This is a genomic window from Nocardioides sp. 616, from assembly GCF_002930065.1.
Lineage (GTDB): Bacteria > Actinomycetota > Actinomycetes > Propionibacteriales > Nocardioidaceae > Nocardioides > Nocardioides houyundeii.
This window is the reverse complement of sequence record NZ_POAG01000024.1, coordinates 99,074-108,028: the sequence shown is the minus strand read 5'-3', so window position 1 is coordinate 108,028 and position 8,955 is coordinate 99,074. Positions and strand designations below refer to the sequence as shown.

Sequence of the window (8,955 nt, the reverse complement as noted above, 5' to 3'; positions counted from 1 at the left end):
AACGCCGGTCCGAGCCACTGGGGCTCGGACCGGCGTTCTTGCAGGTCATGGACCTGTACCCGGCGGAGGATAGGGGATTCGAACCCCTGAGGGCTTTCACACCCAACCCGCTTTCCAAGCGAGCGCCATAGGCCACTAGGCGAATCCTCCGCCGAGGAGGCTACCTGCAGCCCGGCCGTGGCGAGAAATCGCCCTCCATCCCAGCCGTGCGCTTCCCCGCTTTGTGGCCCTGCCCGCACCTCCCCTAGACTCTGCGGCAACCCCCCGTGCGGCGGCATCTCGTCGAATCCCCCAGGGCCGGAAGGCAGCAAGGGCAGATGAGCTCTGTCGGGTGCACGGGGGGCCTTTTCGTCCCACCACGCTGGTGGTGGGCTCCGGCAGTGGTCCCTGTCGGAACCGGTGGTTAGGGTTCACACGTGGACTCACCCCTCGCTCTCTATCGCCGCTACCGGCCGGAGACGTTCGCCCAGGTCATCGGCCAGGACCACGTCACCGATCCGCTGCGCAACGCGCTGGCGAACGACCGGGTCAACCACGCCTACCTCTTCTCCGGTCCCCGCGGCTGCGGCAAGACGACGTCGGCCCGGATCCTGGCCCGCACCCTGAACTGCGCGGCCGCGCCGGTGGCCGAGCCGTGCGGGGTGTGTGACAGCTGCGTGGACCTGGCCACCGGCGGCAGCGGGTCGATCGACGTGATCGAGATCGACGCGGCCTCGCACGGCGGTGTCGACGACGCCCGTGACCTGCGGGAGAAGGCCTTCTTCGCCCCGGTCCGCGACCGCTACAAGATCTACATCATCGACGAGGCCCACATGGTCTCCAACCAGGGCTTCAACGCCCTGCTCAAGCTGGTGGAGGAGCCGCCGCCGCACCTGCGGTTCATCTTCGCCACCACCGAGCCCGAGAAGGTCATCCCGACCATCCGCTCGCGCACCCACCACTACCCCTTCCGGCTGATCCCGCCGCGGATGCTCAGCGACTACGTCGTCGAGCTCTGCGGCCGCGAGGGTGTGGCGATCGAGGCTGCTGCCGTCCCGCTGGTGGTCCGGGCCGGCGCCGGCTCGGCCCGCGACACCCTCTCGGTGCTCGACCAGCTGATCGGCGGCTCCGGCCCCGAGGGCGTCACCCACCAGCTCGCGGTGGCGCTGCTCGGGTTCACCCCCGACTCGCTGCTCGACGAGGTCGTCGACGCCTTCGCGGCCTCCGACGGGGCTGCGGTCTTCGGCGTGGTGGACAAGGTGATCGAGTCCGGCCAGGACCCACGCCGGTTCGCCGAGGACCTGCTCCGCCGGCTGCGCGACCTGGTGATCGTCGCGGCGGTGCCGGACGCCCCCGCGACCGGACTGATCGACTGCTCCCAGGACCAGGGCGAGCGCCTGGTGGCGCAGGCCGCCAGGTTCGGTGCCGCGGACCTCTCCCGGGCCGCGGACCTGGTGGCCGGTGGCCTGATGGACATGAAGGGCGCGATCTCGCCCCGGCTGCTGCTGGAGCTCATCTGTGCCCGGGTGCTGCTGCCCGGCGCCGACCACTCCACCGACGGCGTCCAGGCTCGCCTGGACCGGATGGAGAAGCGGTTCGCGATCGTCGGGCCTCCGGCGGCGGCCCCCGCCCAGGCCGCCCCGGTCCAGCCGCCGGTCCCGGCCCCCGCCCAGCCCGCACCCGTCCAGCCGCCGGCCCCCGCTCAGCCCGCACCGGTCCAGCCGCCGACCCCCGCCCCCGCTCCGACCCCGACGGCGCCGCCCTCTGCCGCCCCAGCGAGCCAGCCCGAGACGCCGGAACAGCCGAACCAGACGCCTGCCCCTGCCGCAGCCCCGACCCCCGTCGAGGCCGCACCGCCCGCACCGCCCGCACCGCCCGCTCCGGTCGAGCCCGCAGGTTGGGCGACCCCGGCCCCCGCGCCCCCCGTCCCGGAGGCCGGGCAGCCGGACCGGCCCAGCGACGTGCCCGTGGACCCGCCCGGTGCTCCCGTCGGGGGGCTCTCGCTGGTCGACGTACGACGGCTCTGGCCGGACGTCGTCGAGGCGGTCAAGAGCCGGCGTCGGCTCGCCTGGATCCTGCTCACCCAGAACGCCCAGGTCACCGGGGTTGACGCCAAGACCCTGACGCTGGGGTTCAGCAACGCCGGCGCGCGCGAGTCCTTCGTCAGTGGCGGCAACGACGAGATCCTGCGCCAGGCAGCCATCGACGCGGTCGGTGCCGACTGGCGCGTGGAGTGCGTCGTGGACCCGGGCGCCATCCCGACCGCGTCGGCGGCCGCCTCCCACACCGTGACCGCTCCGGCGACGAGCTCGACGCCGGACCCGGGCGCGGCGCCGTCGGCCCCGGGGGCGCCGGACGGCCCGCCGGACTGGGCGCAGGACCAGACCGCTCCGCAGGACGACGAGCAGCAGCCGCCGGCCGAGGCGTCCCGCGGCACCGACCCCCAGGCCCTCGCCGCGGCCCGCGGCGCGATCCAGCAGACCCGCACCGGCGACATGCCGCCGCAGGTCGACCACGGCGCGCTCGCCGACGCCGCGGCCAGCCGCGACGACCCGGACGCGGAGTCCCAGGGCCTGGACAGCGCCGAGCTGCTGAAGCGCACCCTGGGAGCCCAGATCATCGAGGAGATCAAACACTCGTGACCGTCCCACCCAGTCCTGTCACCACCACCGCGCACCGACCAAGGAGCCCACGATGACCCAGAACCCCTTTGACGCCCTCGGCGGCGCCGGCGGCTTCGACATGAACGCCCTGCTGGAGCAGGCGCAGCAGATGCAGCAGCAGCTGGAGTCCGCCCAGGCCCAGCTCGCCGAGACCCGGGTCGAGGGCACGGTGGCCGGCGGCTCGGTCAACGTGACCGTGACCGGCACCGGCGACCTGGTCCAGGTCTCCATCAAGGCCGGCGAGTTCGACGGCAACGAGCCGGACGAGCTCGAGGACCTCGGGGACATGATCGTGGCCGCGTTCCGCGACGCCAAGGCCAAGGCCGACGCGCTGGCCGGTGAGGCCCTCGGGCCGCTGGCCGGTGGCGGCGGCCTGCCCGGACTGGGCTGAGGGACCTTGTACGAGGGCGTTGTCCAAGACCTGATCGACGAGCTCGGTCGGCTGCCGGGAGTCGGTCCCAAGGGTGCGCAGCGCATCGCGTTCCACCTGCTGCAGGCCGAGCCCGCCGAGGTACGACGGCTGGCCGACGTGCTGATCGAGGTCAAGGCCAAGGTGAAGTTCTGCTCGGTCTGCTTCAACGTCTCCGAGGACGACAAGTGCCGGATCTGCCGTGACCCGCGGCGCGACCCCACGGTGCTGTGCTGCGTGGAGGAGTACAAGGACGTGGTCGCCATCGAGCGCACCCGTGAGTTCCGCGGGCGCTACCACGTGCTCGGCGGCGCCATCTCCCCGATCGACGGCATCGGCCCCGACCAGCTGCGGATCCGCGAGCTGATGATGCGGCTCGCCGACGGCACCGTCACCGAGGTGATCCTGGCCACCGACCCCAACCTCGAGGGCGAGGCGACAGCGACGTACCTCACACGGATGCTCAAGCCCTTGGGGTTGCGCGTGACCCGCCTGGCGAGTGGACTGCCGGTAGGTGGCGACCTCGAGTACGCCGACGAGGTCACCTTGGGCAGGGCGTTCGCAGGAAGGCGGTCGGCAGATGACTAACCCCAGGAGCAACGAGCTCGAGGAGTTCGCGGGGCAGATCTGCGACCAGGTCGAGTCCTTCCTGGTGGCCCTCAAGGCTGTCGCGCAGGAGGCCGACGCGGGGCGCGCCATCTCGCTGCTGCTGCTCGAGGTGAGCCAGATCTCGCTGGCCGGGGCCCGGCTGGGCGCCCAGGTCGACTTCCACCCCAGCGGGGAGTACCAGCCCGACGTGGGTCCGGAGGCCGACATCGACGAGCTGCGGCTGCGGCTGGCCGACATCCTCGGCCCGATCGACACCTACAGCTTCGTCTTCGACCCCTACGTCCCCGAGGTGGTGGAGAGCCAGCTCTCCGACGACCTGACCAGCATCGCCAGCGACCTGGAGAACGGCCTGCGCCACTACAGCTGCGGCAACTACGCCGAGGCGCTGTGGTGGTGGCAGTTCTCCTACGTCTCCTCCTGGGGCAACCTGGCCGGGGCCGCCCTCAACGCGCTGTGGTCGGTGGTGCACCACGACCGGCTGGACACCGACTTCACCAGCGAGGAGGCCCAGGTGGCGGCGGCGAATGAGATGTTGGGCGTGGCCGTTCAGAGCCACAGTTAGACTCGATCGCTGAGCCGACGTCGACGTCGGCCCTCTGCCCTGCAGGGCGTGACAGCATTCAGCGAGCAAGTCAGGTGGTTTCAGGCGTGGGCATTGTCGTGCAGAAGTACGGCGGCTCGTCGGTCGCCGACGCGGACGGCATCAAGCGGGTCGCCCAGCGGATCGTGGCGACCAAGAAGGCAGGGCACGACGTGGTCGTGGTGGTCTCCGCGATGGGGGACGCCACCGACGACCTGCGTGACCTCGCCGAGCAGGTCACGCCGCTGCCGCCGCCGCGCGAGCTGGACATGCTGCTCACCGCCGGGGAGCGGATCTCCATGGCGCTGGTCGCCATGGCGATCGCCGCGCTGGGGCACAAGGCCCAGTCCTTCACCGGCTCGCAGGCCGGGGTCATCACCGACTCCGTCCACGGCAGGGCCAAGATCATCGACATCACTCCCGGCCGGATCGAGCAGGCCATCGCCGGTGGTGCGATCGCCATCGTGGCCGGCTTCCAGGGCGTCTCCCAGGACACCAAGGACGTGACCACCCTGGGTCGCGGCGCCTCGGACACCACCGCGGTGGCCCTGGCCGCAGCACTGGGCGCCGAGGTCTGCGAGATCTACAGCGACGTCGACGGCGTCTTCACCGCCGACCCGCGGATCGTGCCGACCGCCCGCAAGCTCGACCGCATCTCCCACGAGGAGATGCTCGAGATGGCCGCCTCCGGCGCCAAGATCCTGCACCTGCGCTGCGTCGAGTACGCGCGCCGCTACAACATGCCCGTCCACGTCCGTTCCTCCTTCTCCCAGAAGGAGGGGACGTGGGTCCTGGATGCCCCCACCCCCGACAGCCCCGAGGGAATCGCAATGGAACAGGCCATCATCGCCGGCGTCGCCCACGACCGCAGCGAAGCCAAGATCACCGTGGTCGGCGTGCCCGACAAGATCGGCGAAGCCGCCCGGATCTTCGAGGCGCTCGCGACCAGCGAGGTCAACCTCGACATGGTGGTGCAGAACGTCTCGGCGGCCACCACCAGCCGCACCGACATCTCCTTCACGCTGCCCCGCGAGGACGGCCAGGCTGCGATGTCGGCACTGGCCCGGCTCCAGGACGAGGTCGGCTACGACAAGCTGCTCTTCGACGACCGCATCGGCAAGGTCTCGCTGATCGGCGCCGGCATGCGCTCGCACCCCGGCATCACCGCCAAGTTCTTCGCCGCGCTGGCGTCGGCAGGGGTCAACATCGAGATGATCTCCACCTCCGAGATCCGGATCTCGGTGATCGTGGACGAGTCGCAGGTCGACACCGCCGTCCAGGCCACGCACACCGCGTTCGACCTGGACGCCGCCGAGGTCGAGGCCGTGGTCTACGGCGGGACCGGCCGATGACCCGCGTCGGGATCGTGGGCGCCACCGGTCAGGTGGGCGTCGCGATGCGGCAGATCCTCGAGGAGCGCGACTTCCCCGCGACCGAGGTGCGGTTCTTCGCCTCCGCCCGCTCCGCGGGCACCGTGCTGCCGTTCGCGGGCCGCGAGATCACCGTCGAGGACGCTGCCACCGCCGACCCGGCGGGCCTGGACATCGCGCTCTTCTCCGCGGGAGCCACCACCTCCCGCGCGCTCGCGCAGAAGTTCGTGGACGCCGGGGTGATCGTGATCGACAACTCCTCGGCCTTCCGCAAGGACCCCGCGATCCCGCTGGTCGTCTCCGAGGTCAACCCCGAGGCGATGGACGCCGTGATCGCCGCCGGGCGCGGGATCGTGGCCAACCCCAACTGCACCACCATGGCCGCGATGCCGGTCCTCAAGCCGCTGCACGACGAGGCCGGGCTGGTCCGGCTCATCGCCTCCACCTACCAGGCCGTCTCCGGGTCCGGTATCGCCGGCGTCGACGAGCTGGACACCCAGGTCGCCTCTGCCGGCGACAAGGCCCGCGAGCTGGCCTACGACGGCGAGGCCGTGACCTTCCCCGAGCCGGTCAAGTACGCCCGCAACATCGCCTACAACGTGGTCCCGCTCGCGGGCGCCATCGTCGACGACGGGCTCAACGAGACCGACGAGGAGCAGAAGCTGCGCAACGAGTCGCGCAAGATCCTCGGCATCCCCGACCTGCGGGTCTCCGGGATCTGCGTGCGGGTGCCCGTGTTCACCGGCCACTCGCTGGCGATCAACGCCGAGTTCGCCTCCGCCCTGACCCCGCAGCGCGCTGCCGAGCTGCTGGCCGAGGCCCCCGGTGTCGAGCTCGCCGAGATCCCCAACCCGCTGGCCGCCGCCGGCAAGGACCCGTCGTACGTCGGGCGGATCCGGCAGGACCCGGGGGTCGACGGCGACCGCGGCCTGGCGCTGTTCATCAGCAACGACAACCTGCGCAAGGGTGCGGCCCTCAACACGGTGCAGCTCGCGGAGATCATCGCCGCACGCTGAAGCGTCAGCGCGGGGACGGGCGTCGCGCCCGGCGTTCGTCCACCGCTCACCCGTTCGTCGCCTCGCCGGGCGGCGCAGTTCGCCCGGACGCGTCAGCCTGCTGGCATGACCTCAACAGGCACTCGGGTGCACCGACTGATCGGTCTCGCCCTTCTCACCGCCACCACGTCCACCGTCGCCACCTCCACCGCGGCGCCCGCGGTCGCGGCTTCCGCCTCCCCACCGGGGCACGGGCGGCACGTCCAGACCAGGCTGGAGCCCACCCTGGAGGCCCGGGCCACGCTGTCCGCGGACTTCCAGGCCCCCGGGCCGCCGTCCGGAGCACTGGCCTCCCCGGGCAACGGCCGCACCGGCCCGTTCCCCGGCCAGGTCATCCCCGGCTTCTCCGCGATGGTGGAGAACCCCGACGGCACCTTCTGGGCGCAACCGGACAACGGCTTCGGCACCAAGGCCAACTCGGCCGACTTCCTGCTGCGCATCTATCGGATCCGCCCCCGCTGGGAGACCGCCCGCGGTGGCGCCGGTCGCATCGAGGTGGGCCGCTTCATCTCCCTGCGGGACCCGCTGCACCGCATCCCGTTCCCGATCGTCCGCGGGGACACCCGTGAACGGCTGCTCACCGGCGCCGACTTCGACATCGAGTCCCTGGTCCGCGCCCGTGACGGGTCCTTCTGGATCGGGGAGGAGTTCGGCCCCTACCTGCTGCACGTGAGCAGCGACGGCACCGTGCTCGAGGCACCCGTCCCCTTCGCTGGCGGCAAGTCGCCGCAGAACCCCACCCTCGGAGACGAGCAGCCCCGGGTGCCGGCCAGCCGGGGGTTCGAGGCGATGGGCTCCTCGGCCAACGGTCGCTACCTCTACCCGGTCGTGGAGGGGGCCTACCTCGACGACCCCGACCAGCGACGTCGTTACGTCCACGAGTTCGACACCCGGCGGCGGGCCTACACCGGGAGGACCTGGCAGTACCAGGTTGACGAGGCCGCCAACGTGGTCGGTGACGCCTTCACCGTGCGCGACGGTCGGATGCTGCTCATCGAGCGCGACAACCTCGACGGCCCCGCCGCGGTCACCAAGCGGCTCTACGAGATCGACCTGCGCCGCACCGATGCGGAGGGCTTCGTGGAGAAGGAGCTGGTGGTCGACCTGCTCGGCGTCGCCAACCCCGACGGCATCGGGACGGACACCGACCCGGGCGCCTACGGCGTCGGTGACCGGTTCAGCTTCCCGATGGTCTCGGTCGAGGTGGTCGTCGAGCTCAGGGACGGCCGCATCCTGGTGGGCAACGACAACAACTACCCCGGCGACGACGCCCGGGTCCCCGGCACCCCGGACGACACCGAGATGATCGTGCTGGACCTGCGCCGGACCCGCGCGCCCCGTCCCCACGACACGCTCGTGATCGGGCACCGCGGCTCCAGCGGCACCCGTCCCGAGCACACGCTCGCCTCCTACGAGCAGGCGATCCTGGGGTGCGCGGACTACATCGAGCCCGACCTGGTCTCCACCGCAGACGGCGTCCTGGTCGCCCGGCACGAGAACGAGATCGGTGGCACCACCGACGTCGCAGCCAGGCCCGAGTTCGCCGACCGGCGGACCACCCGGACCGTGGACGGGGTTGCGCTCACGGGTTGGTTCACCGAGGACTTCACCCTTGCGGAGCTCAAGACCCTGCGCGCGGTCGAGCGCATCCCCGGCGTGCGCCCCGGCAACACCGCCTACAACGGCAAGTACGCCGTGCCCACGCTCGACGAGGTGCTCGACCTGGCCCGGCACTCCCGCACCTGCGCGGGCGGACCCGTGGGGGTCTACCCCGAGACCAAGCACCCGACGTACTTCGACGGGATCGGGCTCTCCCTGGAGGAGCCGCTGCTGGCCACCCTGGCCGCCGACGGCTACGACGGCCGGGACCCGGTCTACCTGCAGAGCTTCGAGACGACCAACCTCGCCGAGCTGGACCGGCGCAGCGACTTCCGCCTGACCCAGCTCACCGGCTGCAGCGGGGCGCCGCACGACCTGGTCGCCGCAGGCGATCCGCGCAGCTACGCCGACCTGGTCTCCGCGGACGGGCTGCGTGACGTCGCCGAGTACGCCGACGGGCTCGGAGCCTGCAAGGACCAGCTGATCCCGCGAGCCGCCGACGGCAGGCTGCTGCAGCCCACGGCGGTGATCGGCGACGCCCACGCCGCCGGGCTGGTGGTCCACCCGTACACGTTCCGGGTGGAGAACCAGTACCAGCCGACGCAGTTCCGGCGGGGGACGGAGCCCACCGCCCCCGGCGACCTGGCCGGCGAGATCGCGGCGTTCGTCCGGGCGGGCGTCGACGGGGTCT

General features: G+C 71.8%; 7 protein-coding genes, 1 tRNA gene and 1 other RNA gene. 8 read left to right on the top strand and 1 reads right to left on the bottom strand.

Annotation, left to right across the window (positions count from 1 at the left end):
• Nucleotides 1–63: 63 nt before the first annotated feature.
• Nucleotides 64–150, bottom strand: a tRNA-Ser gene (locus C5H89_RS17390).
• 108 nt (nt 151–258) lie between these two features.
• Here C5H89_RS17390 and ffs point away from each other — a divergent pair.
• From ffs to C5H89_RS17350, 8 genes are all read left to right on the top strand, one after another.
• An RNA gene (gene ffs, locus C5H89_RS17385) (signal recognition particle sRNA small type) lies at nt 259–348 on the top strand.
• A 68-nt stretch (nt 349–416) separates the two neighbouring features.
• A complete protein-coding gene (locus tag C5H89_RS17380) occupies nt 417–2,621 on the top strand; it encodes a DNA polymerase III subunit gamma and tau (protein ID WP_104108224.1) in 2,205 nt (734 codons plus the stop codon).
• Nucleotides 2,622–2,673: 52 nt separating this feature from the next.
• Nucleotides 2,674–3,033, top strand: a complete 360-nt coding sequence (locus tag C5H89_RS17375) for a YbaB/EbfC family nucleoid-associated protein (RefSeq protein WP_101525640.1) — start codon at nt 2,674–2,676, stop codon at nt 3,031–3,033.
• A gap of 6 nt (nt 3,034–3,039) precedes the next feature.
• Nucleotides 3,040–3,639 carry a recombination mediator RecR gene (recR, locus tag C5H89_RS17370; RefSeq protein ID WP_101526336.1) on the top strand — a complete coding sequence of 200 codons (600 nt, stop codon included), beginning with the start codon at nt 3,040–3,042 and terminating at the stop codon, nt 3,637–3,639.
• Nucleotides 3,632–4,222, top strand: a complete 591-nt coding sequence (locus C5H89_RS17365) for a DUF5063 domain-containing protein (protein WP_104108223.1) — start codon at nt 3,632–3,634, stop codon at nt 4,220–4,222. The genes recR and C5H89_RS17365 overlap by 8 nt, the downstream gene beginning before the upstream one ends.
• 86 nt (nt 4,223–4,308) lie before the next feature.
• Nucleotides 4,309–5,592: an aspartate kinase gene (locus C5H89_RS17360; RefSeq protein WP_104108222.1), complete on the top strand. Its 1,284-nt coding sequence runs from the start codon at nt 4,309–4,311 to the stop codon at nt 5,590–5,592.
• The gene (locus C5H89_RS17355) at nt 5,589–6,626 is read left to right on the top strand and encodes an aspartate-semialdehyde dehydrogenase (protein ID WP_104108221.1); all 1,038 of its coding nucleotides are present in this window, start codon (nt 5,589–5,591) and stop codon (nt 6,624–6,626) included. Before C5H89_RS17360 ends, C5H89_RS17355 begins: the two co-directional genes overlap by 4 nt.
• A 105-nt stretch (nt 6,627–6,731) precedes the next feature.
• Nucleotides 6,732–8,955: esterase-like activity of phytase family protein (locus tag C5H89_RS17350; RefSeq protein WP_104108220.1), on the top strand; the 2,224-nt coding region annotated here is incomplete at its 3' end.

What these genes read in the sequence shown, in the direction of transcription:
- C5H89_RS17375 (WP_101525640.1), top strand. Translation starts at nt 2,674, where the DNA reads ATGACCCAGAACCCCTTTGACGCCCTCGGCGGCGCCGGCGGCTTCGAC.
- C5H89_RS17355 (WP_104108221.1), top strand. Translation starts at nt 5,589, where the DNA reads ATGACCCGCGTCGGGATCGTGGGCGCCACCGGTCAGGTGGGCGTCGCG.
- C5H89_RS17365 (WP_104108223.1), top strand. Translation starts at nt 3,632, where the DNA reads ATGACTAACCCCAGGAGCAACGAGCTCGAGGAGTTCGCGGGGCAGATC.